At 66.2% G+C, this 21280-nt stretch carries 26 protein-coding genes; 12 read left to right on the top strand and 14 right to left on the bottom strand.

Going from position 1 to position 21280, the window contains the following annotated elements:
* Positions 1 to 7: 7 nt before the first annotated feature.
* Entirely contained in the window at positions 8 to 967 is a 960-nt protein-coding gene (locus tag ACE3N9_RS15925; protein WP_374285350.1) for a hypothetical protein, read from the top strand.
* A 236-nt stretch (positions 968 to 1203) separates the two neighbouring features.
* Here the strand turns inward: ACE3N9_RS15925 and ACE3N9_RS15920 are convergent, their stop codons facing one another.
* The 9 genes from ACE3N9_RS15920 to ACE3N9_RS15880 are packed head-to-tail and all read right to left on the bottom strand — an operon-like array spanning position 1204 to position 7420.
* Positions 1204 to 1560: a HesB/IscA family protein gene (locus ACE3N9_RS15920; protein ID WP_374285348.1), complete on the bottom strand. Its 357-nt coding sequence runs from the start codon at positions 1558 to 1560 to the stop codon at positions 1204 to 1206.
* Complete coding sequence (locus tag ACE3N9_RS15915; protein ID WP_374285346.1) at positions 1560 to 2033, bottom strand: SUF system Fe-S cluster assembly protein; 474 nt, start codon at positions 2031 to 2033, stop codon at positions 1560 to 1562. The genes ACE3N9_RS15920 and ACE3N9_RS15915 overlap by 1 nt, the downstream gene beginning before the upstream one ends.
* Positions 2030 to 3226 carry an aminotransferase class V-fold PLP-dependent enzyme gene (locus ACE3N9_RS15910; protein ID WP_374285344.1) on the bottom strand — a complete coding sequence of 399 codons (1197 nt, stop codon included), beginning with the start codon at positions 3224 to 3226 and terminating at the stop codon, positions 2030 to 2032. Before ACE3N9_RS15910 ends, ACE3N9_RS15915 begins: the two co-directional genes overlap by 4 nt.
* Positions 3223 to 3960, bottom strand: coding sequence for a SufD family Fe-S cluster assembly protein (locus ACE3N9_RS15905; RefSeq protein ID WP_374285342.1), 738 nt, complete (start codon positions 3958 to 3960; stop codon positions 3223 to 3225). Before ACE3N9_RS15905 ends, ACE3N9_RS15910 begins: the two co-directional genes overlap by 4 nt.
* On the bottom strand, positions 3950 to 4306 hold the full coding sequence (locus ACE3N9_RS15900) for a hypothetical protein (RefSeq protein ID WP_374285339.1): 357 nt from the start codon (positions 4304 to 4306) through the stop codon (positions 3950 to 3952). Before ACE3N9_RS15900 ends, ACE3N9_RS15905 begins: the two co-directional genes overlap by 11 nt.
* The gene (gene sufC / locus ACE3N9_RS15895; protein ID WP_374285336.1) at positions 4303 to 5046 is read right to left on the bottom strand and encodes a Fe-S cluster assembly ATPase SufC; all 744 of its coding nucleotides are present in this window, start codon (positions 5044 to 5046) and stop codon (positions 4303 to 4305) included. The genes ACE3N9_RS15900 and sufC overlap by 4 nt, the downstream gene beginning before the upstream one ends.
* Before the next feature lie 3 nt (positions 5047 to 5049).
* Positions 5050 to 5541: an endonuclease domain-containing protein gene (locus ACE3N9_RS15890; protein ID WP_374285334.1), complete on the bottom strand. Its 492-nt coding sequence runs from the start codon at positions 5539 to 5541 to the stop codon at positions 5050 to 5052.
* A complete protein-coding gene (sufB, locus tag ACE3N9_RS15885) occupies positions 5538 to 7013 on the bottom strand; it encodes a Fe-S cluster assembly protein SufB (protein WP_374285332.1) in 1476 nt (491 codons plus the stop codon). Before sufB ends, ACE3N9_RS15890 begins: the two co-directional genes overlap by 4 nt.
* Positions 7010 to 7420, bottom strand: coding sequence for an Rrf2 family transcriptional regulator (locus tag ACE3N9_RS15880; protein WP_374285330.1), 411 nt, complete (start codon positions 7418 to 7420; stop codon positions 7010 to 7012). Before ACE3N9_RS15880 ends, sufB begins: the two co-directional genes overlap by 4 nt.
* Before the next feature lie 290 nt (positions 7421 to 7710).
* On the opposite strand from ACE3N9_RS15880, the gene ACE3N9_RS15875 reads away from it, so the two are divergent.
* From ACE3N9_RS15875 to ACE3N9_RS15860, 4 genes are all read left to right on the top strand, one after another.
* A complete protein-coding gene (locus ACE3N9_RS15875) occupies positions 7711 to 8742 on the top strand; it encodes a quinone-dependent dihydroorotate dehydrogenase (protein WP_374285328.1) in 1032 nt (343 codons plus the stop codon).
* A 10-nt stretch (positions 8743 to 8752) separates the two neighbouring features.
* Positions 8753 to 10498 (top strand): gamma-glutamyltransferase, encoded by a 1746-nt coding sequence (gene ggt, locus ACE3N9_RS15870; protein ID WP_374285325.1) that lies wholly within the window; start codon positions 8753 to 8755, stop codon positions 10496 to 10498.
* A 63-nt stretch (positions 10499 to 10561) separates the two neighbouring features.
* Positions 10562 to 12373, top strand: a complete 1812-nt coding sequence (locus ACE3N9_RS15865) for a long-chain fatty acid--CoA ligase (protein WP_374285322.1) — start codon at positions 10562 to 10564, stop codon at positions 12371 to 12373.
* A 28-nt stretch (positions 12374 to 12401) separates the two neighbouring features.
* Positions 12402 to 13064: an FABP family protein gene (locus tag ACE3N9_RS15860; protein WP_374285320.1), complete on the top strand. Its 663-nt coding sequence runs from the start codon at positions 12402 to 12404 to the stop codon at positions 13062 to 13064.
* 98 nt (positions 13065 to 13162) lie between these two features.
* On the opposite strand, the gene ACE3N9_RS15855 is transcribed toward ACE3N9_RS15860, so the two are convergent.
* The 4 genes from ACE3N9_RS15855 to ACE3N9_RS15840 form a co-directional block, all read right to left on the bottom strand.
* Positions 13163 to 13363: a hypothetical protein gene (locus ACE3N9_RS15855; RefSeq protein ID WP_374285318.1), complete on the bottom strand. Its 201-nt coding sequence runs from the start codon at positions 13361 to 13363 to the stop codon at positions 13163 to 13165.
* Between the two features lie 147 nt (positions 13364 to 13510).
* Positions 13511 to 14038, bottom strand: coding sequence for a hypothetical protein (locus ACE3N9_RS15850; protein WP_374285316.1), 528 nt, complete (start codon positions 14036 to 14038; stop codon positions 13511 to 13513).
* Positions 14039 to 14107: 69 nt separating this feature from the next.
* Positions 14108 to 15100 (bottom strand): sulfur carrier protein ThiS, encoded by a 993-nt coding sequence (gene thiS / locus ACE3N9_RS15845; protein WP_374285314.1) that lies wholly within the window; start codon positions 15098 to 15100, stop codon positions 14108 to 14110.
* A gap of 17 nt (positions 15101 to 15117) precedes the next feature.
* The gene (locus tag ACE3N9_RS15840; protein WP_374285312.1) at positions 15118 to 15489 is read right to left on the bottom strand and encodes a MerC domain-containing protein; all 372 of its coding nucleotides are present in this window, start codon (positions 15487 to 15489) and stop codon (positions 15118 to 15120) included.
* A gap of 151 nt (positions 15490 to 15640) precedes the next feature.
* Between ACE3N9_RS15840 and ACE3N9_RS15835 the strand changes: the two genes are divergently transcribed.
* The 7 genes from ACE3N9_RS15835 (at position 15641) to ACE3N9_RS15805 (ending at position 21008) form a co-directional block, all read left to right on the top strand.
* Positions 15641 to 16657, top strand: coding sequence for a COX15/CtaA family protein (locus tag ACE3N9_RS15835; protein ID WP_374285310.1), 1017 nt, complete (start codon positions 15641 to 15643; stop codon positions 16655 to 16657).
* Positions 16654 to 16998: a divalent-cation tolerance protein CutA gene (gene cutA, locus ACE3N9_RS15830; RefSeq protein ID WP_374285308.1), complete on the top strand. Its 345-nt coding sequence runs from the start codon at positions 16654 to 16656 to the stop codon at positions 16996 to 16998. Before ACE3N9_RS15835 ends, cutA begins: the two co-directional genes overlap by 4 nt.
* Complete coding sequence (locus ACE3N9_RS15825; protein ID WP_374285306.1) at positions 16992 to 17705, top strand: hypothetical protein; 714 nt, start codon at positions 16992 to 16994, stop codon at positions 17703 to 17705. The genes cutA and ACE3N9_RS15825 overlap by 7 nt, the downstream gene beginning before the upstream one ends.
* 156 nt (positions 17706 to 17861) lie before the next feature.
* Positions 17862 to 18341 carry a 50S ribosomal protein L13 gene (rplM, locus tag ACE3N9_RS15820; protein WP_374285304.1) on the top strand — a complete coding sequence of 160 codons (480 nt, stop codon included), beginning with the start codon at positions 17862 to 17864 and terminating at the stop codon, positions 18339 to 18341.
* Positions 18341 to 18835 (top strand): 30S ribosomal protein S9, encoded by a 495-nt coding sequence (gene rpsI / locus ACE3N9_RS15815; RefSeq protein ID WP_374285302.1) that lies wholly within the window; start codon positions 18341 to 18343, stop codon positions 18833 to 18835. Before rplM ends, rpsI begins: the two co-directional genes overlap by 1 nt.
* Before the next feature lie 159 nt (positions 18836 to 18994).
* A complete protein-coding gene (locus ACE3N9_RS15810) occupies positions 18995 to 20506 on the top strand; it encodes a tyrosine-type recombinase/integrase (RefSeq protein WP_374285300.1) in 1512 nt (503 codons plus the stop codon).
* A 94-nt stretch (positions 20507 to 20600) separates the two neighbouring features.
* Positions 20601 to 21008: a hypothetical protein gene (locus ACE3N9_RS15805; protein ID WP_374285298.1), complete on the top strand. Its 408-nt coding sequence runs from the start codon at positions 20601 to 20603 to the stop codon at positions 21006 to 21008.
* Positions 21009 to 21037: 29 nt separating this feature from the next.
* Here the strand turns inward: ACE3N9_RS15805 and ACE3N9_RS15800 are convergent.
* On the bottom strand, positions 21038 to 21280 hold a 243-nt coding region (locus ACE3N9_RS15800), incomplete at its 5' end, for a hypothetical protein (protein WP_374285296.1).

Raw genomic sequence — 21280 nt, 5'->3', positions numbered from 1 at the left:
ACCGCGCATGAGCATGCATTTCAGCGAACTGGCGGCGCAGGCCGCCGCCGATGGCGTGATCGCGGCCAGCGAAGTGCTGGCGCTGCGCGGCGCGGGCTGGGCCGATGGGCGGATGGACCCGGAAGAGGCCGAATCGCTGTTCCTCGCCAACGAGGCGCTGCGCGAGCCGAGCCCGGAATGGACCGACTTCTTCGTCGAGGCGCTGACCCAGTTCATCGTCAACACGGTCGATCCCAAGGGCTATGTCGACGATGCGATGGGCGAGGAACTGGTCGCCCGGATCGACCGCGACGGCCGGGTCGAGAGCATGGCCGAACTGGAACTGCTGGTGAAAGTGCTGGAAACCGCGCTGCACACCCCCGCCAGCCTGAAAGCCTATGCCTTGAGCCAGATCGAGCAGGCCGTGCTGCACGGCGAAGGCCCGACCCGGCGCGGCGCGCTGGACCCGCAGGGGATCAACGCCGCCGAATGCGCGCTGCTGCGCCGCCTGATCTTTGCCGCCGGGGGTGACCGCCCGATCAGCGTCAGCCGCGCCGAGGCGGAAATGCTGTTCCGGATCAAGGACGCCACCCTCTATGACGTGAACGCCCCCGAATGGGAGCGCCTGTTCGTTCAAGGCGTCGCCAATTACCTGCTGGGCTTTGGCGGGCACGAGCCGCTGAACCGCGACCGCGCGGCCGAGCTGGAGCAGTTCATGAACGCGCCCGGCGCCGGGATCGGATCGTTCCTGCGCCGCATGCTGGGCAGCGACGTCGATGCCGAGGCCGAGCGCGGCTTCGGCAGCCTGCTCTCGCTCACCCCGCACGCCGCCGACATGGGGGAGGACACCGAGGAACTCGCCCACCTCGACCCGGCCGAGGAACTGTGGCTGCGCGACCATCTCGACGCGGACGAGGAACTCGACCCGCTGGAAAAGGCGCTGCTGGCTTTCATCGCCGAGGACACCGGCGAGGAATTGAAGGTTTAGGCTGCGCGGGTTTTCGGGTGTCGTGACATAAATGCCGCTATGCTGAAAACGTCGACGATCCCACAATTCTCAACGTCGCCCCGGACTTGATCCGGGGCCAGGCTGCCTTTGCGATCCCCACGGTTTTCCGAGAGGTCGCAAGAGAAAAGCCTAGCCCCGGGTCAAGCCCGGGGCGACGGGGAAAGGCGGAGCGTGATGTGCATGAACGGCGCGCCGCTCAGCGGATCGCGCCGGACCTAGACCGTGAAGCTCTCGCCGCAGCCGCACGAACCCTTGGCATTCGGATTCTGGAACACGAAGCCGGCGGTAAAATCGTCTTCCTGCCAGTCCATCGTGCTGCCGATCAGGTAGAGCACCGATGCGCCGTCGATGAAGAACAGCCCGCCCGGCGTCTCGATCCGTTCGTCGAGCGCATTGGCTTCGGTCACGTAGTCGACCGAATAGGCCAGCCCCGAACAGCCCCGGCGCGGGGTGGACAGCTTGACCCCGATGGCCCCGTCCGGCGCATCGGCCATCAGTTTCGCGATCCGCGCTTCGGCCGACGGGGTCAGGATCACGGCGGCGGGACGCTGGCGGGTGGTCGCGGCAGTCATCACAGCATCCCCAGTTCGAGCCGGGCCTCGTCGCTCATCTTGGCGGGGTCCCAGGGGGGATCCCACACCAGGTTGACCTCGCAGTCGCGGATGCCCGGCACCGCGCCGACGCGCAGCTCAACCTCGCCTGGCATCGATTCGGCCACGGGGCAGTGCGGGGTGGTCAGCGTCATGGTCACGGTGGCGCCGCCATCGGGGGTGATTTCCACCCCGTAGATCAGCCCCAGGTCATAGATGTTGACCGGAATTTCCGGGTCGAAGATGTCCTTCAGCGCGGTGATCACGCCTTCGTAGAGGTCGCCGCCCGGCTCGTGCCCGGCCAGCCCCGCGGGCTGCTCTTTCAGGAACCCTTCGAGGTAGTCGCGCTTGCGCTCGAGCTTGTCGGCCGGGGCTTCGGCATCGTCCACGCGGGCGCGCGGCGGCGGGGCTACGGCGTCCACCTGTTCCACGGTGAATTTGGGCTCTTCGTTCACCCGAATATCCTCCTGGTGCGTTCGATTCCGCGCAGCAGCGCGGCAATGTCGGTTTCGTCGCTGTACAGGCCAAAGCTGGCGCGGGCCGTGGCCGGCACGCCCAGGTGGTCCATCAAGGGCTGGGCGCAGTGGTGCCCGGCGCGGATCGCGACGCCTTCTTCGTCCAATATGGTGCCGAGGTCGTGCGGATGCACCCCCTGCATGGCGAAGGAGACGATTCCCGCGCTGTCTTCCGGGCCGAACAGGGTGATGTCGTTCATCCGCTGCAATTCGCCGCGCAGCGCGCTGACCAGCGCGGCTTCGTGCGCGTGGATCGCGGGCAGGCCGATGGCCGAGACGTAATCCACCGCCGCGCCAAGCGCGACCGCCTCGACGATCGCGGGGGTCCCGGCCTCGAACCGCTGCGGCGCGGGGGCATAGGTGGTGCCGGCAAAGCTGACCCGGTCGATCATCGCCCCGCCGCCCTGCCACGGCGGCATGGCATCGAGCAGCTCCTTGCGCCCCCACAGCGCGCCGATCCCGGTCGGGCCGTAGAGCTTGTGCGCGGAAAAGGCATAGAAATCGCAGCCGAGCGCCGCGACATCGACCGTGATGCGCGGCACGGCCTGGCACCCGTCGAGCAGGATCTTCGCCCCAACGCCGTGCGCCAGCGCCACCGCGCGCGGCGCATCGAGTACCGAGCCGAGCACGTTGGACACGTGGGCCAGGGCAACCAGCTTGTGCGCGGGGGTCAGCATGGCTGCCGCCGCGTCAAGGTCGATCCGGCCGTCCGCAGTCAGCGGGCAGACGTCGATCACCGCGCCGGTGCGCTGCGCCAGCAGTTGCCACGGCACGATGTTGGAATGGTGTTCCAGCGTGGACAGCAGAATCCGGTCCCCCGTGCCAAGGTTCGCCTGGCCCCAGGTCTGGGCGACGAGGTTGATCGCCTCGGTCGCGCCGCGGGTGAAGACCACTTCGTCTTCCTGCCCGCCGATGAACGCCGCGACCTTGCGCCGTGCAGCTTCGAACGCCAGGGTCATCTGCGCCGAGCGGGCATAGACCCCGCGGTGGACGGTGGCGTAATCCACCCCCATCGCGCGGCTGGCCGCGTCGATCACCGCCTGCGGCTTTTGCGCGGTAGCCGCCGTGTCGAGGTAATGCCAGCCTTCGGCCAGCCCCGGAAAATCGCTGCGCAGGCGCGCGGTCAACGTCACAGCAGCGCCTCCAGCGCGGCCAGCGCGGCTTCTTGCAAGGCTTCCTCGTCCGCCGCGCCGGTGAAGGCTTCGGCAATGAAGGCCTGGAGCATCAGCCGCTTGGCATCGGTCGGCGGCAACCCGCGCGAGGCGAGGTAGAACAACCCGCCCGCATCGAGTTCACCCACTGCGCAGCCGTGGGCGCATTTCACGTCGTCGGCGTGGATTTCCAGTTCCGGGCGGGCATTGGCCGTGGCCGTGCGGTCAAGCAGCATGGCCCGGACCGACTGTTCGCCGTCCGTCCCGTCCGCGCCGGGCTGAACCAGCACCTTGCCGAGGTAGTTGGCCGTGGCCTGCCCCGCCGCGACCGAACGCACCACCTGGCGGCTGACCGCATCGGGCGCGGCATGGGTCACTTCGGTGACCAGTTCGACGGTCTGCTCCCCGCCTGCGAGCTGCGCCGCGCCAAGCGTGAACTGCGCCCCCTGCCCCAGCACGGCGCGCACCGCGATCCGGCCATAGGCGCCCGGCGCGTTGAGCACGTGGAGCGTGAAGCTGGCGCCCGCGCCCAGTTCCACCGCCAGGTCGCGCGCGGCAGCGTCCGCGCCGGTGTTGGTCAGGGTCAGCGCGCGGCTTTCGCCAGCGGCCAGCACGATGCGTTCTTCCGCGACCGGCCACAGCGGGGCGAGCGCAGCCAGATCGGCATAGCGGAACGCCTCGTCCTTGCGGGTCGGCAGCAGCAGGTCACTTGCCATCGTCGCGCCTCCGGCCAGAGCACGAGGCGAGGAAATCGGCCCGGTATTCGTCATAATAGTCACGCCAGGCGCGTTCGACCGCGCGGGCATCGTCGAGCTGCTGCTGGCGCTGGTCGAGCGCGGCGCGCACCGGGGCCTGCGCCGGGTCGAGCGGCACCAGCCCGGCGCGCGCGGCGGCAATCGCGCGCTGTTCGGCATAGACCGCCCCGGCCCATTCGGCCCGGCGGCGCGGTTCGGCGCGGGTCAATTCGGACAGCGAAGCCCGCTCGCACCCTTCCACCGCCGCGCGCAGCGGCTCGGGATCGGGCGAGACGACGCTCAGCACCAGGGCGAACAGCGGGATCACGCCGCCACCGCCTCGTAGCCGCGTTCCTCCAGTTCGAGCGCCAGTTCCGGCCCGCCGGTGCGGACGATCCGCCCGCCCGCAAGGACGTGGACGAAGTCCGGCTTCACGTAGTCGAGCAGGCGCTGGTAATGGGTGATCAGCAGCACGGCCTTGTCGGGCGCGCGCATCACCGAATTGATTCCTTCGCCGCAGATCCGCAGCGCGTCGATGTCGAGCCCGCTGTCGGTCTCGTCCAGCACGGCGAGGCGCGGGTTCAGGATCCCCATCTGGACCATTTCCGCGCGCTTCTTTTCACCGCCCGAAAAGCCGACGTTCACCGGCCGCTTGAGCATGTCCATATCGAGCTTGAGCAATGCGGCCTTTTCCCGCGCGAGCTTGAGGAATTCACCGCCCGACAGCGGCTCCTCGCCCCGGCTCTTGCGCTGGGCATTCAGGCTTTCGCGCAGGAACTGGACGAAACTGACGCCGGGAATCTCGACCGGGTACTGGAAGCCGAGGAACAGCCCGGCGGCGGCGCGCTCGTGCGGTTCCAGCGCCAGCAGGTCCTGGCCCAGGAACGTGACTGAACCGCCGGTCACCGCGTAACCGGGACGCCCGCCCAGGGTATAGCCCAGGGTCGATTTGCCCGCGCCGTTCGGCCCCATGATCGCGTGGACTTCGCCCGCGTTGATCTGGAGCGAAAGACCCTTGAGGATCGGCTTGTCGGCGACAGTCGCCTGGAGATTGTCGATGGTCAGCATGGTTCAATATCCCCGGCGCTGCGGGGCGCCGCGTGACTGGTGGTTTTGCTTGCGGGCGCGGCCGCGTTCTTCGTAACGAGCCTTCATTGCCGCAACGATCTCGGCCACCACGGCGTCGGGTTCGTCCAGCACGCGCGTTGCGGCGAACCGCAGCAGGAGCACGCCGACTGCTTCAAGGCTCTTGTCGCGCCGCGCGGTCAGCGCCGGATCGCCGCCCTCGTCGATCGACACCGCGATCTTGAGCGGATTGCAGGCGAAATCGACAATCGCCGAGCCGATCACCTGCTGGCTGGTCAGCTTGTACTTGCCGAGATTGGCCTCGATCAGCTTTTCGCCCAGCAGCACCTGTGCAGGCGTCGGCGTCATCCGGTTGCGCCGCGCCTGCTCGTGGATCGCATCGAGCCGCTTGTCCGAAATCGCCCAACCACGCCCACGCTTTTCCAGCACGGGCGCTTCGCGTTCATCAAGCGGGCGGACGGTGAGGGTCTTTTTCATCCAACGGAACCTTCCAGACTGATCCCCAGCAGCTTCTGCGCTTCCACCGCGAATTCCATCGGCAGCTGCTGCAGCACTTCCTTGGCGAAGCCGTTGACGATCAGCGCCACCGCCGCTTCCTGGTCCAGCCCGCGCTGCATCGCGTAGAACAGCTGGTCGTCGGAAATCTTGCTGGTGGTCGCCTCGTGCTCGATCTGCGCGCTGGGGTTGCGCACTTCGATATAGGGGACGGTGTGGGCGCCGCAGTCCTTGCCCAGCAGCAGCGAATCGCACTGGGTGAAATTGCGCACGCCTTCGGCCTGCGGGGCAACGCGCACCAGGCCGCGATAGGTGTTCTGGCTGCGCCCGGCGGAAATGCCCTTGGACACGATGGTCGAACGGCTGCCCTTGCCGTTGTGGATCATCTTGGTCCCGGTATCGGCCTGCTGGTAATTGTTGGTCACCGCGACCGAGTAGAACTCGCCCACCGAATCCTCGCCGTTCAGCACGCAGCTGGGATACTTCCAGGTGACCGCGCTGCCGGTTTCGACCTGGGTCCACGACACCTTGCTGCGCTTGCCCTGGCACAGCGCGCGCTTGGTCACGAAGTTGTAGATCCCGCCCTTGCCTTGCGCGTCGCCGGGATACCAGTTCTGCACGGTCGAATACTTGATCTCGGCATCGTCGAGCGCGACCAGTTCGACCACGGCGGCGTGGAGCTGGTTTTCATCGCGCTGCGGCGCGGTGCAGCCTTCGAGGTAGGAGACGTAGGCGCCCTTGTCGGCCACGATCAGGGTGCGTTCGAACTGCCCGGTGTTTTCCGCGTTGATGCGGAAATAGGTGGAGAGCTCCATCGGGCAGCGCACCCCTTCGGGGATGTAGACGAACGTCCCGTCGGAAAAGACCGCGCAGTTGAGCGCGGCAAAGAAGTTGTCGTGCATCGGCACGACCTTGCCCAGCCAGCGCTGCACCAGTTCCGGATATTCGCGGATCGCCTCGCTGATCGAGAGGAAGATCACGCCCGCCTTCTTCAGCTCGTCACGGAAAGTCGTGGCGACGCTGACCGAATCGAACACGGCATCGACCGCGACCTTGCGCGCGCCTTCGACCCCGGCCAGAACTTTCTGTTCTTCCAGCGGAATGCCGAGCTTTTCATAGACGCGCAGAATCTCGGGATCGACCTCGTCGAGGCTTTCCAGCTTCTTCTTCGCCTTGGGCGCGGCGTAGTAATAGGCGTCCTGGTAATCGATCGGCGGCACGTTCAGCTTGGCCCAGTCGGGCATCGGCATGGTCTGCCAGTGTCGGAACGCCTTCAGCCGCCAGTCGAGCATCCATTGCGGCTCGTTCTTCTTGGCGCTGATGAAGCGCACCGTGTCCTCGTTCAGCCCCTTGGGCGCGAACTCGGTCTCGATCTGGGCCGACCAGCCGTGTTCATAGTCCGCCACCTTGGCGGCGGCATCGCGCGCGGCCTGGTCCTTGACGATGTCGTTCATTGCACCTGCTCCGCCAGACGGGTCAGCGGCACTGCCGCCAGGGCCCCGCGCACCGCGCCGCCAACAATGCTCCAGTGCGGCTTGACCGCGCAGCCGCCATCCAGCGCGCAATCCTGCCGGCTGTCATCGGCGCAGGGGGCCAGCACGATCGGCCCTTCGACCGCCTCGATAATGTCGGCCAGGCTGATCGCGGCAGCCGGGCGCGCCAGCTTCAGCCCGCCGCCCACCCCGCGCGACGAACGCAGCAATCCGGCGGAGGTCAGCCGGCTGACCAGCTTCTGCACGGTCGGCACCGGCAGGCCGGTTTCCTCGGCCAGTTGGGCGGCCGAAACGCGCGCGCCGCCGCAATGGCGCGCGGCGGCGCTCATCGTGACGACGGCGTAATCGGCCATGGATGACAGGCGCATTGGCGATCCCGGGTTAAATCGGACTGATTCTTTCCGGTTTCACCTAGTGGCGCGAATCCCATTTTGCAATGCGGCATTTCGGCCCGCGCGGCGCAAAAAAATGGCGGCCCTCTGGCTGGTGCCAAAGAGCCGCCTTCGGAGTTAGGACACATGGCCTTGCGGCCACACGCCCTTCGGGTCGCGCCAGGGTGATACCCCCGGGCCGGGCCGCGAAATTGTATGGATTCGACAAGCTGGCCCACGCACCGGCAATCGACTTGGCCGCGCGCTGCTGCCATAGGCTGGCGCCCATGCTCTATCGCCTGATCCGCCCCGCCCTGTTCCTGCTCGATCCCGAACGCGCCCACGGTGCCGCACTGGCTGCGCTGAAGGCCCTGCCGCGCGGCGGGACCGACCGCGCCGATGGCCCGCTGGCGACCACGGTGGCGGGGATCGCCTTTCCCAACCCCGTCGGCATGGCCGCCGGGTTCGACAAGGACGGCGAAGTGCCCGATGCGCTGCTGGGGCTGGGCTTCGGCTTTGCCGAGGTCGGGTCGATCACCCCCCTGCCCCAGGCCGGCAATCCCAAGCCGCGCCTGTTCCGCCTGGAAGCCGACAACGCGGTAATCAACCGCATGGGCTTCAACAACGGCGGGGCCGAAGCCGCCGTCGCGCGGCTGGCCCGGCGGCTGGGCCGGCCGGGCGTGGTCGGCGTGAACATCGGCGCGAACAAGGATTCGACTGACCGCATCGCCGACTATGCCACCATGGCCCGGCTGATGGCCCCGCTGGCAAGCTATCTGGCGGTCAACGTGTCCAGCCCGAACACGCCGGGCCTGCGCGCGCTGCAGGATGAAGGCGCGCTGACCGCGCTGCTCGATGCGGTGCTGGCGGCGCGCGGGCGGCAAGGCCCACCGGTGTTCCTGAAAGTCGCCCCCGATCTGGAACCGGCCGACATCGACGCGATCGCGCGGATCGTGGTCGACAAGCAGTTGGGCGCGCTGATCGTGTCCAACACCACCATTTCGCGCCCGCCGCTGCGCAGCGCTGACGCGGGGGAGACCGGCGGCCTGTCGGGCGCGCCGCTGCGCGATCTGGCGCAGCAGCGCCTGCGCGATTTCCGCAAGGCCACCGGCGGGGCGATCCCGCTGATCGGGGTTGGCGGCATCGCCAGCGCGGATGATGCCTGGGCGCGGATCCGCGCCGGGGCCAGCCTGGTCCAGCTGTACAGTGCGATGACCTATGCCGGGCCGGGGATTGCCCGGGCGGTGACCCGCGGGCTGGAACGACTGATGCGGCGCGATGGCTTTGCCAGCATTGCGGAGGCGGTCGGAAGCGAATAGCCTTGGGATCATGCAGAAACATTCCCTGGTCGCCCTGATCGCCGCGCCGCTGCTGGCCGGCACGCTTCTTTCCCAACCGGTCATCGCCCGCCAGGTCGCGCCCGCCGCGGCCAGCCGCAACGCCGCGCCGGTCTATCCCGCCGGCATGGTCAGCGCCGCCGATCCGCGCGCGGCCGCCGCCGGGGCGGAAATGCTGCGCAAGGGCGGCAGCGCCACCGACGCCGCGATCGCGACCATGCTGGTGCTGACCCTGGTCGAACCGGCTAGTTCGGGCATCGGCGGCGGCGGGCTGTTCGTTGCCGCCGATCCCGATGGCCAGGTTTCGACCATCGACGGCCGCGAAACCGCGCCCAAGGCCGCCACCGAACAATGGTTCGTCAAGGACGGCAAGGTGATGAGCTTTGCCGATGCCGTGCCCGGCGGCACCAGCGTGGGCGTGCCCGGCAACATCGCGCTGGCCGCGCGGGCGCACCGGCTGCACGGGCGGCTGCCCTGGGCCGCGCTGTTCGGCCCGGCGATCAAGCTGGCCAAAAGCGGCTTCGAGATCACCCCGCGCTTTCACGCCATGATCACCGGCAGCACGAAATCCGGAGCCTTCTCCGCCGAGGGCAAGAAGCTGTTCTACGACGCCGCCGGGGCGCCGCTGCCGGTCGGCACCGTGGTGCGCAATCCCGATCTGGCCGCCACCTTCAGTGCGATTGCGCGCGGCGGGGCCAAGGCGTTCTATTCCGGCGCGAACCGCCGCGCGATCGTCGCCAAGGTGACCCTGGCGGCGCGCAATCCCGCACCGATGACCGAGGCCGACGTGGCCGCCTATGTCGCCAAGGACCGCGAACCGGTCTGCGGCAGCTACCGCCAGTACCGGATCTGCGGCATGGGCCCGCCCAGCTCGGGTGGAACCACGGTGATCGCCACCTTGAAGCAGCTCGAACGGTTCGACCTGGCCGCGCTCGGCAAGGACAGCCCGGTGGCCTGGCACCTGATCGCCGAATCGATGCGCCTCGCCTATGCCGACCGCGCCAAGTATTCCGCCGATGCCGATTTCGTGACGGTGCCGGTGGCAGGGATGATCGATCCGGCCTACCTGGCGCAGCGTTCCGCGCTGATCGACCCGGGCATGACCATTGCCACCGTATCCGCCGGGACGCCCCCGGGGGCCGAACGGCTGGCCCTGGCCGAACAGGCGCCCGGCGAAGAACACGGCACTTCCCACTTTTCGGTGGTCGACCGGCGCGGCCATGCGGTCAGCTATACCTCGACCATCGAAAGCTCGTTCGGATCGGGGATCGTGGTCGGCGGCTACTTCCTCAACAACGAGCTGACCGATTTCGATCTGAACCCGGTGTTCGAAGGCAAGCCGGCCAACAACCGCGTCCAGGGAGGCAAGCGTCCGCGCAGCTCGATGTCGCCCAGCCTGGTGTGGAGCCCGGACGGCAAGCTGCGGCTGGCGGTCGGCGCGGCTGGCGGGGCGACCATTCCCGCCCAGGTGATCCGCGCGATCATCGGCGTGATCGACTGGAAGCTGCCCGCGCAGGATGCCCTGGCCCTGCCGGTGCTCTTCGCGCCGGGCATCGAAACGGTGTTCGTCGAAAAGGGCTCGATGCTGGAAGCGATGACCCCGCAATTGCAGGCGCTGGGCCACGGCTCGATCGTCCCGCGCGGCCTGCCGCTCAAGGCCAATGCGGTCGAAGTGGTGGACGGCAAGCTGCTGGGCGCGGCCGATCCGCGCAGCGAGGGGAAAGCGGTCAGCGAGTAGCTTGCCGCTCGGGATTTGCGCGCCTAGGCTTTGGCCAAAGAGATCGGGAAAGGGGCAGCAGAGGTGGATATTTCGGATCTGCGCAGTCGGCGCAATCTGGTGGAGCTGTTTCTGGCGCGCGCCGACGAGCGCGGCGAAGCGCCGTTCCTGTGGGCCAAGCGCGGCGGGCAGTGGCATTCGATCAGCTGGGCCGAGGCCGCGCGCCAGGTCTGCCTGATGGCCGAAGCGCTGCGCGGCCTGGGGCTGGAAGCCGGAGACCGCGTGCTGCTGGTTTCGGATAACCGCCCGGAATGGTGCATCGCCGATTTCGCGGTGATGGCGGCGGGCTGCATCACCGTGCCGGCCTATATCACCAACACGGAACGCGATCACCAGCACGTGCTGGACGATTCGGGCGCGCGCGCGGTGATCGTCGCTGATGACAAGCTGGCCAAGCCGCTGCTGCCCGGCGTCCTGCGCAGCGCCAATGCCAAGCACGTGATTGGGATCGAGCCGCTGCGCATCGCCCAGACCGGTTCGTTCGAATACCATGACTGGGCCAGCCTGCTGGCCGGCGATGCCCAGGCCGCCCGCGCCCGCGTGGAAGACCGCATGGACAAGGTCCAGCGCGATGCCACCGCCTGCATCATCTATACCAGCGGCACCGGCGGCGCCCCGCGCGGGGTGTTGCAGCACCACGGCGCGCTGTTGTGCAACATCGATGGCGCGGCGCGCGTTCTGGCCGAGGATTTCGGGCTGGACGAGGACGAGTCGTTCCTCTCGTTCCTGCCGCTGTCCCATGCCTATGAACACACCGGCGGGCAGATGCTGCCGATCGCGGTTGGGGCGCAGATCTACTATTCCGAAGGCCTCGAAAAGCTGGCCAGCAACATCGAGGAAGTGCGCCCGACGATCATGGTCGTGGTCCCGCGCCTGTTCGAAGTGCTGCGCACGCGGATCATGAAGCAGATCGAAAAGCAGGGCAAACTGCCCAATTACATGATGACCCGCGCCATGGCGATCGGCGCCGAAGCCGCGCGGCGCGGCGGCCAGACCCGGCTGCGCGACAAGCCGATGGACTTCGTCCTGGAAAAGCTGCTGCGCCCCAAGATCCGCCAGAAGTTCGGCGGGCGGATCAAGGCGATGGTTTCAGGCGGGGCGCCGCTCAACCCCGATGTCGGGATCTTCTTCGAAAGCATGGGGCTGACCATGCTCCAGGGCTATGGCCAGACCGAGGCCGGGCCGGTGATCAGCTGCAACCGCCCCGCTGCCGGGCTGAAGATGGACACGGTCGGCCCGCCGCTGGCCGGGGTCGAAGTGAGGATTGCCGAAGACGGCGAAATCCTGGTGCGCGGCGAACTGGTCATGCACGGCTATTGGCGCAACGAGGCGGAGACCGCCCGGGCGTTGCAGGACGGCTGGCTGCACACCGGCGACATCGGCCACATCGACGATGCCGGGCGGATCGTGATTACCGACCGCAAGAAGGACATGATCGTCAACGACAAGGGCGACAACGTCTCGCCCCAGAAGGTCGAGGGGATGCTGACGCTCCAGCCCGAAATCGCCCAGGCGATGGTCGTGGGCGACAAGCGGCCCTACCTCGTCGGGCTGGTCGTGCCCGATGCCGAATGGGCGCTGGAATGGGCACGGGCGAATGGCGAGAAGTTCGATTTCCACGCCCTGCAGGACCTGCCGGCCTTCCGCAGCGCGGTCCGCGCCGCGATCGACCGGGTCAACCAGGACCTGTCGGTAATCGAGAAGGTGCGCCAGTTTGCCTTTGCCGATGAAGCGTTTAGCATCGACAACGAGGAAATGACCCCCAGCCTCAAGATCCGCCGCCACAAGCTGAAAGCGCGGTACGGCGAGCGGCTCGACGCCTTGTACAAGGGCTAGGAAAGCGCAGGACAGGATAGGACAGGCCATGACCGAAACGAAGTTCCCCGCCCACCTGTTCGCCGAACCGGAACCCGATCCGGACACCCTGGCCAATCTGGGGCCGCTGGCCGCGCTGGCCGGGACATGGGAAGGGACCAAGGGGATCGACGTCAAGCCGACCGAGGACGGCGCGGCCAGCCAGGCCTATGTCGAACGGATCGTGCTGGACCCGATCGACCCGCAATTGAACGGGCCGCAGCTGCTCTATGGCCTGCGCTATCACACCCACATCGTCCAGCCGGGGGATGTGGCAACCTATCACGACCAGAACGGCTACTGGTTGTGGGAACCGGCAACGGGGCGGATCCTGCACACCATCGCGATCCCGCGCGGGCAGGTGGTGCTGGCCAAGGGCAAGGCTGCGGCCGATGCGCGCAGCTTCAGCGTCAAGGCGCGGCGCGGCAAGACCGAGAACGGGATCTGTTCAGCCACGTTCCTGGAAGAAAACTTCCGCACCGACCGGTTCGACATGACCGTGACGATCAATGACGATGGCACCTGGTCCTATGACGAGGTGACCGTGCTGAAGATCAAGGGTGTGGCCGAACCGTTCGAGCATCGCGATCGCAACACCCTGCACCGGGTCAAGCCGGCGCGGCGCAATCCGGTGATGCGGGGGCGGCGCCGCAAGGCAGCCAGCCCGGCCTGACCGCGCGGATCAGCGCGCGAACGTCAGGCAAAGAAAAAGGCCGGGCGCGGCGGTGGTCCACACCCGCGCACCCGGCCTTGATCGTTAAGCTGAAAGCCTTACTTGGCTTCGCCTTCGGCGGCGGCAGCTTCGGTAGCAGCGCCAGCATCGTCCGAGGCAGCAGCCGAAGCGTCGGCAGCAGCTTCAGTCGCGGCAGCGGTTTCTTCCGCGACCGGAGCAGCTTCTTCCTTCTTTTCGCCGCAGGCGGCCAGGGCGAGCGAGCCAGCCGCGACGGCGGCGAACAGAGCAATCTTCTTCATTGGGTAAACCCCCTCGTTTGTTGCGACGCCAGCCCATGGCAGGCGTGACGCGCGTTTTGGCGCGTTCCGGGGCTTTCGTCGATGAATTTTTTATCAGGCGGGAAGAAAATTCGTATCCAGACGGGTCAAAGCCCGCGGAAAGACCTGTCAGGCCGCCTCTTTTTCGACCCATTCGGGGTAGAAACTGGGTTCGCGGGTCGACCAGCCGGGGGCGGTCGCCGCCGCTTCGCTGAGCGACTGCAACAGGTGCTTGCGCCGTTCGGGGCGGATCTGCGGCAGCGCGGCAGCCGCACAGAAGGCACTGGGCAGGAACGGTCGCACCGCCGCGCCCAGCAGGCGTTCGTAAAGGAAGCGGAATGCGGAAAAGCTCTCGATCCGGTCCTGCGCGAGGTCGAAGGCGGCCAGTCGCAGCAGCTTGCCGAGGTAGCCTTCGAGGCTGTCGAACGAGCTGCCCGTCGGCGTGCGACCGCGCAGCGACTTGAGTTCCTGGTAGGCAACGTACTGGCTGCGGATCGAGGCGCTTTCGGCCGCATCTCGCGCCCACAGCTTGAACGCGTCCTGCCGCCCCAGCCCGACATCGAGGCTGCGCTTGATGTAGCGCTGCTCGCAGGCGGTGAAGCTGGCGAATTCGCGCAGCTCGTTGATCGTCAGCGAAGCGGTCCCGGTATTGGCCATCGATCTGCCCCCAAAGGTGATGGAGGCCAATTCACCAGAAGATGGTTACTATCGGGTTAACCACGATAGTTAGATGAGGCCTGCCAGCGGGCTAGAGGGATCCGCGTATTTGCGGGTCGCCATGCGCCCGGCGAGATAGGCCTCGCGCCCGGCCTCGACCGCCAGCTTCATCGCCCGGGCCATGCGGATCGGGTCCTTGGCTTCGGCAATGGCGGTGTTCATCAGCACCCCGTCGACCCCCAGTTCCATCGCCACGGCGGCATCGCTGGCCGTGCCGACCCCGGCATCGACCAGTACCGGCACGTTCGCCCCTTCGACGATCAGGCGGATCGTCACCCGGTTCTGGATCCCCAGCCCCGAGCCGATCGGCGCGCCCAGCGGCATCACTGCGACCGCGCCGGCTGCTTCCAACTGCTTCGCGGCAATCGGATCGTCGACGCAGTAGACCATCGGCAGGAAGCCTTCCCTGGCCAGCACTTCGGTTGCCTTCAGCGTTTCGCGCATGTCGGGATAGAGCGTGCGCGCCTCGCCCAGCACTTCCAGCTTGACCAGGTCCCAGCCGCCCGCCTCGCGCGCCAGGCGCAGGGTGCGGATGGCGTCATCGGCGGTAAAGCAGCCGGCGGTGTTGGGCAGGTAGGTGACCTTCTTCGGGTCGATGAAATCGGTCAGCATCGGCGCCTTGGGGTCCGACACGTTGACCCGGCGCACCGCCACGGTGACGATTTCCGCGCCCGAGGCTTCGAGCGCGGCGGCGTTCTGGGCAAAGTCCTTGTACTTGCCGGTGCCGACGATCAGCCGCGAACGGAAGGTCCGGCCCGCAACGGTCCAGCTGTCATCCGCCCCAGCCGCGTGATCGCCGCCGCCGACGAAATGGACGATTTCGAGCACATCGCCATCGCCCAGCGCGACCTGTTCCAGGGTGGAGCGCGGCACCACCTCGCCATTGCGTTCGACCGCGACCTTGGCCGGATCGAGTTCGAGGCTGCGGACGAGATCGGCGATCGAACCGGGCGCGGCGCGGCGCGGTTCACCGTTGACGACAAGGGCAAGCTGGGCAGTCATGCCCATGCAGATAGCAATCAGCAGCTATGACGCAAGTTGCGAAGATGCGCCCAGGCCAGCAGGCTGACCCCGGTGATGGTCAGCACGGCTTCGGCCAGGCCATGCCCGGCAAACAGCGCGACCGCCATCAGCGCGATGCCCGCGGCGCCGACCTGCAGCGGTAGTGGATCGCCGTGGCGGGCCACGCCCAGCACCAGGGTGGCCGAACCGACCGCGATCGCCAGTGCCAGGCCGATCCGGTGAATCGCCGGCGCGAGGACGAATTCGCCGCCCAGCCCCAGCCCCGCAACCAGCAGCAGGCCCGCGAGGCAATGCAGCGCGCACAACCCCGACAGGAGCACGCCAAACCGGTCCAGCCGGTTGCGAATCGAAACGAGGGCCTCGCGCATTGCAGCGCCCATGTATGTGACGATGTAACATCTAGCAAGAGGAAGGCGCGCATTGTGGCGCGATTCCTCAACAGACACTTGCGCTTTTACGCGCCGCGCCGCAGGGAGCGCGGCCATGGACGCAAAGCAATCCGCAGCATCCCCGCGCCCCATGGCCCTGGCGCGCTGGCTGTTCGTCGTCGCCGCGCTGATCGTCGGAATCGTGGCGGTCGGCGGGATTACCCGGCTGACCGAAAGCGGGGTTTCGATCACCGAATGGAAGCCGGTGACCGGCACTCTGCCCCCGCTGACCGAGGCGGCCTGGCAGGCGGAATTCGACGCCTATCGCCAGACCCCGCAATATATCCAGGTCAACGGCCCGGCAGGGATGACGCTGGCCACCTACAAGTTCATCTTCTTCTGGGAATGGTTCCACCGCCTGATCGCGCGCACCATCGGCCTGGCCTTTGCCCTGCCGCTGGCCTGGTTCTGGGTGCGCGGCGCGATCCCGCAGGGCTACAAGCCGCGCCTGCTGGGGCTGCTGGTGCTGGGCGGGCTGCAGGGCGCGATCGGCTGGTGGATGGTCAAGTCGGGCATCGTCAACGACGTCAAGGTCAGCCACTTCCGCCTGGCAACGCACCTGATGGTGGCGCTGGTCACCATGGCCGCGATCATCTGGACCGCTCTGGACCTGCGCGCGCTGGCCCGGGGCGAGCCGCGCGCCCGGCTGACCGGCTGGGGCGCGCTGGCGCTGGGCGTGCTGGGGCTGCAACTGGTGCTGGGCGCGCTGGTGGCGGGCCTGCGCGCGGGCTATGTCGCGGGTTCGGGCTGGTTCAACTGGGACGCCTGGCCGCTGATGCAGGGCCGCCTGCTGCCCGACGGGATCGACTGGGCGCTGGGCGGCCTGCACGCGCTGCTCAACGATCCCTACCTGGTCCATTTCGCGCACCGCTGGTGGGCCTGGGTGGTAGTAGCCGTGCTGGTGGTGCTGGCCCGGCTGATCCGCCGACAGCACCGCGCCGCCTCGATCGCGATCCACAGCGCCTTCGGCACGCAGATCCTGCTGGGCGTGGCGACCGTGTGGAGCGGGATGGAACTGTGGCTGGCGGTTGGCCACCAGCTGACCGGGGCGCTGACCCTGGCCGCGACCACCTGGGGCGTCCACGCGCTGGGCCGGGCCCGGGCGTGAGCGCAGCGGCGCCAGCCGCGCCCGCCAATGGCGGAGCGCTGATCTGGTGCCCGTTCCCCGATTCGGCCAGCGCCCGCGCCGCAATCGAAAGGCTACTTGACGAAAGCCTGATTGCCTGCGCGAATATCTTTCCGCAAATCTACTCAGTCTTTCAATGGCAGGGTGAGCGGGGCGAGGCAGAGGAAACGGGAGTGCTGCTGAAGACCAGCACGTGTCTGCTTGATCGCGCGGTTGGGCGCCTGGCAGAGTTGCACCCCTATGAGACCCCCGCGATCCTGGGCTGGCGCTGCGACAGCGCGGCCCCGGCAACGCTGGCCTGGATGGGGACGCTGCCATGCTGAAGCCGGGCCATGTCCTGTTGCTGGGCGCGGCAAGCCTGCTGCCATCGGCTGGTCCGGTTCGAGCCGCGGCCGATGACAATGCCCCGCAGGCCTTTACCCCGCCGAGCGGCCCGATGGTGCTGTCGCGCACCGTCTGGCGCGGCCTGCACGATGGCAAGGCGATCAAGGTTACGCGGTCCTATGCCGTGACGATCCGCGCCGATGGCGATGGCTACCTGGTCGACGGCCAGTTGATCGACACCGCGGTCGATGCCCCGGCCGCCGTGGCCGTCCTGGCCGAGCTGGAGCGCAAGCGCGTGGAAACCGGCGTGTTCCCGTTCCGGCTGGACCGGACTGGGCGGATCGTGCCCGGCCCGGCCCCGGCCGATCACCGGCCCACCGCGCGCGCCGCGGCCGGACTGGTCGGTGCCGCCCCCTTGCCCGAACAGGTCCGCCAGCAGAGCCGGGCAGTGCTGGACGAAGTGATCGGCGCGGCCCGCGCGGGCACGGCCTGGCCGGCAGACCTGTTCAACCCGGTCGCGGCCAAGGGCGAACAGTCCCGCGAGGTGCAGCTGCCCGACGGCGCGAAGGGCCGGATCGCCGTCTCGATCTCGGTCGAGCGGCGCAGCGCCGGGCATGTGCCCCACTCGTTCGAGCGCACTGTCACCACCTCGCTGGGCGGGACCGACAGCACCACCCGCGAAACCTGGACAATGGGCCCGCGCTGACTCGCCCCAGTGCATCACGGTATTATTTTACCTCTCTGCAAATGGCCCGATTTGCTTGACTTGGCGGGCGCCATCCGCGAAAGGGCGCGCCTTCCCATGCCTCCGGAAGCGATTCCGGGGCGGGGCTTTTGGAACTGACCAAAGGAATTCGAAGCCATGAAGGCGCTCAGCAAGCAGACCCGGTCGATCAAGCCGGCCGAGGTCGAAAAGAAGTGGCATCTCATCGATGCCGAAGGTCTGGTGGTCGGGCGTCTCGCCGTGATCATCGCCAACCATCTGCGCGGCAAGCACAAGCCGAGCTTCACCCCGCACGTCGATTGCGGCGACCACGTGGTCGTGATCAACGCGGACAAGGTGCGGCTGACCGGCAACAAGCTCAAGAACAAGACCTATTACAAGCACACCGGCTATGCCGGCGGGATCAAGGAAGTGACCGCCGCCAAGGTGCTGGAAGGCCGCTTCCCCGAGCGCGTGCTCGAAAAGGCGGTTGAGCGCATGATCCCGCGCGGTCCGCTGGGCCGTGCGCAGATGCGTGCCCTGCATCTCTACGCCGGCGCCGAGCATCCGCATGCGGGCACCCAGCCCGTTGCGCTCGACGTTGCTGCCATGAACCGCAAGAACAAGGTGGGTGCATAATGTCCGACAACACCGTCACCGATCTGGCCGACCTCGGCAACATCGCCGAAACCCCGGCTGCTCCCGCCGCTCCGACCGCGCCGCTGCGTGAAAAGGAAGTCGACGCCCAGGGCCGCGCCTATGCCACCGGCCGCCGCAAGGACGCCGTGGCCCGCGTCTGGATCAAGCCGGGCACCGGCAAGGTCGTCGTCAACGGCCGCGACCAGGAAGTCTACTTCGCTCGTCCGACCCTGCGCCTGGTCATCGACCAGCCGTTCCAGGTCGCTGACCGCGCTGGCCAGTACGACGTGATCGCCACCGTCAAGGGCGGCGGTCTCTCGGGTCAGGCCGGTGCCGTCAAGCACGGCATCGCCCAGGCCCTGTCGAAGTTCGAGCCTGCGCTGCGCAGCGCGGTCAAGGCCGCCGGCTTCCTGACCCGCGACCCGCGCGTCGTCGAACGCAAGAAGTACGGCCGCGCCAAGGCCCGCCGCAGCTTCCAGTTCTCGAAGCGCTAAAATTAGCGAACTGGAAAGTTCGAGAAATCAAGGGCTTGCGAGAAATCGCAGGCCCTTTTTCTTGTAGCAGAATCGTAGCAGAACGTTGGGATCGTTGACGTTCAGGGTTCTCGGAAATAGCATCATCGCAGCAGTCAGGGCATCTCTGGGGGGTCTGCGGTGGCGTACTACGAGAACAGGATTGAGCATCTCGATGGCGACCTGATCCTCTACCAGCGTGATCTGAAAACAGCCGTCCCCAATGTGAAATCCCATCGCAAGCCAACGTGGTATATGAAACTGCGTGTCGGGCCGCGAAAGTTCATCAATCGCAGTACGAAGCTGACGATCTACGAGGAAGCGTATGCCTTCGCTCGTAAGGAATATAATCGGCTCACGAATGCCGTCGCGCTCGGTCACACTTTGGATGACTTCACTTTCGAGCAGCACTGGGACGATTGGTATCAGCGCAATCTGAATAATCACGCATGGGCCGAAGCGCGGCAGCGCTGGCACAAGAATCAGGCAGCGCGGTATTACAAAGAATATTTTCGTTACGCTGATGGCTCGTCCATGCGCATGAACGATATCACGCCGCTGATTGCACAAGCGTATTGGGACTGGCGGATTGCATATTGGTCAACGCGGCAAGGCGAAAAGCTGTCTGATTACAATCCGAAGCGTCGCGGCGCGAAAACAACGACCACACACAATGCGGTCAAGGTTCCGAGCAAAAAGACGCTTCAGATGGACCAGACTGCGCTGAATCAGATATTCCATGATGCGCGTGAACGCGGTCGTTTGCAGCAGGTCTTCAAGCTGAAGCCGCCTACAGATTCCCGCCCGCACAATCGCCGCCCGCACTTTGAACCTGCTGAACAGCAGTCCATGACCCTTTACCTGCGCAGCTTCCGCGACGTGAAGGGGCATTTCAAAGATGACAAGGTCAATGCGTGGCATTCGCTGCAACGCATTCAGCTATACCACTTCGTGATTTTCATGCTGAACAGCGGTCTACGTGTGGGTGAGGCTCGTGAAATGCGCTGGCGGGACATTCGCTTTGACGTGCCGCATGACAAATCTGACGACGGCACGAGCGATCCCATCTGCGTTGTTGAAGTCCGCAAGAACACGAAAAAGAGCCAGAACCGCGACGTCCAGACACAACCCAACGCGAACAAGACGCTGAGAGAATGGCGAGAAAAGTCGCCGTATGCTGGCGAAAATGATTTCGTGTGGTTCGGCCAGCAGAAAGCTGATGATGGCAAACCCAAGCCATTCACCAACCTGAACAAGTCGTTCCAGCACTTCCTGTCGCGCGTTCCTGTTGACGAAATGAAGGATGGATTGCTCTTCAACAAGGAGGGCGAAAAGCGTTCACTCTACTCGTTGCGGCACACATACGCGACAGTCAGGCGGCATCATGGCGTTAGTTGGGAGGACTTGGCATTGAACATGGGCTGTCAGCGTCAGCAGCTAGAACGGCACTACGACCATTCCACGTCCAACAGCCGCCGTGAAAACATCGTGAAAACAAAACGCAGAGCGAAGACGGCTGAACCAGTGGCTGATGCGACTGGCGTCGATGCGTTCGCGTTGGAGGCTGTGCGGCGGTATCAAGCTGGTGAGTTGGACGAGGCGACGATGCTGGCGATCTTGAGGCCTGCGAAACAGACCGAACCTGCTGAGTGAACTTTAAACTTTAAAGTTTCTCCGTGCCTCCGTCGATTTCATGTCTCTGTGATAAATATTCACGGAGGCATGAATTATGGATGCACGAGAGGAATTGAAGCGTTGGCTGGCTGTGCTGGTTCAGCTGGCTGACGAGGAAGAGAGCAAGACGATCAAGCAGGACGTGGACATGTTCCTGGCTGTGGCGTCAGAGTTGACGGGGAAATTGGCCGCGAGAAACACTGCGCTTGCGCGTCAGATACGCCCACGATCTGCGAAACCACCGAAGGCCTCGACTCAGAACGGTCCTCAGAAGCAAAAGACCGCTGACAGCAGTACTGATACCCCGAAGCCTGAAACTGGCGCTGAGGGAAGCTCGCAGGGGCTTTCACATATTCAGCAGGGCATTCAGCAGGCTGATAAATCGCTCGCAGATCAGCGGGTAGCAATCAGGGCTCAGACATATGGGCAGCAGGATGATGAGAAGACGTTTCGTCAGGGTGCGAAGGCTATTGCATCGTGATTACTCAGCTTGCGCAATCGCTCTATGGTCTATGGGAAGCGGGCGGCTTGGAACTGGCAAAGCAGGGCAGGAACGGCATCAGGCGACAGCTTCGGCTCGATCTGGAAATGTCGGGGCTGGACGCAGCGCGGCACGAGGTAATTTGCGGTCACGTCCGTCAACGTGGTGTAATTTCGGCGGTGGCCCTGGGTCATCGTCAGGCGGCCTTTGCGGTGATGTGTAGTGGCTGATTTTCCTCCTCGATCATGGATTGGTTGAGTTCGGCCATACCC

This window comes from Novosphingobium sp., assembly GCF_041905565.1.
GTDB lineage: Bacteria > Pseudomonadota > Alphaproteobacteria > Sphingomonadales > Sphingomonadaceae > Novosphingobium.
This window is presented reverse-complemented; position numbering and strand designations above follow the sequence as displayed.

What these genes read in the sequence shown, in the direction of transcription:
- ACE3N9_RS15925 (WP_374285350.1), top strand. Translation starts at nt 8, where the DNA reads ATGAGCATGCATTTCAGCGAACTGGCGGCGCAGGCCGCCGCCGATGGC.
- ACE3N9_RS15920 (WP_374285348.1), bottom strand. Translation starts at nt 1,560, where the DNA reads ATGACTGCCGCGACCACCCGCCAGCGTCCCGCCGCCGTGATCCTGACC.
- ACE3N9_RS15905 (WP_374285342.1), bottom strand. Translation starts at nt 3,960, where the DNA reads ATGGCAAGTGACCTGCTGCTGCCGACCCGCAAGGACGAGGCGTTCCGC.
- sufC (WP_374285336.1), bottom strand. Translation starts at nt 5,046, where the DNA reads ATGCTGACCATCGACAATCTCCAGGCGACTGTCGCCGACAAGCCGATC.
- ACE3N9_RS15890 (WP_374285334.1), bottom strand. Translation starts at nt 5,541, where the DNA reads ATGAAAAAGACCCTCACCGTCCGCCCGCTTGATGAACGCGAAGCGCCC.
- sufB (WP_374285332.1), bottom strand. Translation starts at nt 7,013, where the DNA reads ATGAACGACATCGTCAAGGACCAGGCCGCGCGCGATGCCGCCGCCAAG.
- ACE3N9_RS15880 (WP_374285330.1), bottom strand. Translation starts at nt 7,420, where the DNA reads ATGCGCCTGTCATCCATGGCCGATTACGCCGTCGTCACGATGAGCGCC.
- ACE3N9_RS15875 (WP_374285328.1), top strand. Translation starts at nt 7,711, where the DNA reads ATGCTCTATCGCCTGATCCGCCCCGCCCTGTTCCTGCTCGATCCCGAA.
- ggt (WP_374285325.1), top strand. Translation starts at nt 8,753, where the DNA reads ATGCAGAAACATTCCCTGGTCGCCCTGATCGCCGCGCCGCTGCTGGCC.
- ACE3N9_RS15860 (WP_374285320.1), top strand. Translation starts at nt 12,402, where the DNA reads ATGACCGAAACGAAGTTCCCCGCCCACCTGTTCGCCGAACCGGAACCC.
- ACE3N9_RS15855 (WP_374285318.1), bottom strand. Translation starts at nt 13,363, where the DNA reads ATGAAGAAGATTGCTCTGTTCGCCGCCGTCGCGGCTGGCTCGCTCGCC.
- ACE3N9_RS15850 (WP_374285316.1), bottom strand. Translation starts at nt 14,038, where the DNA reads ATGGCCAATACCGGGACCGCTTCGCTGACGATCAACGAGCTGCGCGAA.
- thiS (WP_374285314.1), bottom strand. Translation starts at nt 15,100, where the DNA reads ATGACTGCCCAGCTTGCCCTTGTCGTCAACGGTGAACCGCGCCGCGCC.
- ACE3N9_RS15840 (WP_374285312.1), bottom strand. Translation starts at nt 15,489, where the DNA reads ATGCGCGAGGCCCTCGTTTCGATTCGCAACCGGCTGGACCGGTTTGGC.
- ACE3N9_RS15835 (WP_374285310.1), top strand. Translation starts at nt 15,641, where the DNA reads ATGGCCCTGGCGCGCTGGCTGTTCGTCGTCGCCGCGCTGATCGTCGGA.
- ACE3N9_RS15825 (WP_374285306.1), top strand. Translation starts at nt 16,992, where the DNA reads ATGCTGAAGCCGGGCCATGTCCTGTTGCTGGGCGCGGCAAGCCTGCTG.
- rplM (WP_374285304.1), top strand. Translation starts at nt 17,862, where the DNA reads ATGAAGGCGCTCAGCAAGCAGACCCGGTCGATCAAGCCGGCCGAGGTC.
- rpsI (WP_374285302.1), top strand. Translation starts at nt 18,341, where the DNA reads ATGTCCGACAACACCGTCACCGATCTGGCCGACCTCGGCAACATCGCC.